The following is a 549-nucleotide window of genomic DNA, read 5'->3' as shown; positions in this document are numbered from 1 at the left end:
ACCGTCCGCGCGAGCCGCCTGCGCCCCAGCCCGCCGCCACCCGGCGCCGGCGACGACGAGGGACAGGCCGCCGAGGGTGACCAGGAGCACGTTGATCCAGGGCCACGAGTAGGCCTCTGCCGGCGACACGTCCCGGGCGAAGCCGACGATCCAGCCCACGACCAGGATCGGGGTGTAGCCCAGCCCGGCGAGCAGCCGGAAGTCCGGCACCACCACGGCGAGCACGGCCCCGAGCCCGATGCTCGCGTCCCCGGTCAGGCGCAGCATCGAGCCGGCGCTCGGATGCCGGCTCAACCCGACGGAGGCGGTCGCCAGGCCGAGGGCGGCGGCGGCCACCGCAGTCGTGAGCCACGCCCCGGTGCGCGGACTGAACTGGTCCAGGAGGGACAGGGCGACGGTGTCGGTACCCCCTGAGTGCCATGGATATCCGCGCGCACCGGCCAGCCAGGCGATCCCGAGGGCCAGGTAGGTCAGCGACCACGCCACGGCCGCGGCGGGAGCCCAGCGCGCCAGTCGGCCAGGGCGCGACCCCGACCGCCCAGTGGGATC

The 549-nt window shown here is 75.6% G+C and carries 1 protein-coding gene; it reads right to left on the bottom strand.

The annotated features are described in order from the left end of the window. Window positions 1-486 (bottom strand): hypothetical protein (locus tag FRW57_RS22725; protein WP_203230529.1); only part of this gene is annotated, 486 nt, incomplete at its 3' end. Between the last annotated feature and the right edge of the window lie 63 nt (window positions 487-549).

The organism is Segeticoccus rhizosphaerae (genome assembly GCF_009192725.1).
Taxonomy (GTDB): Bacteria; Actinomycetota; Actinomycetes; order Actinomycetales; family Dermatophilaceae; genus Segeticoccus; species Segeticoccus rhizosphaerae.
The sequence above is the reverse complement of the archived record's forward strand: the minus strand, read 5'-3'. Positions and strand labels throughout refer to the sequence as shown.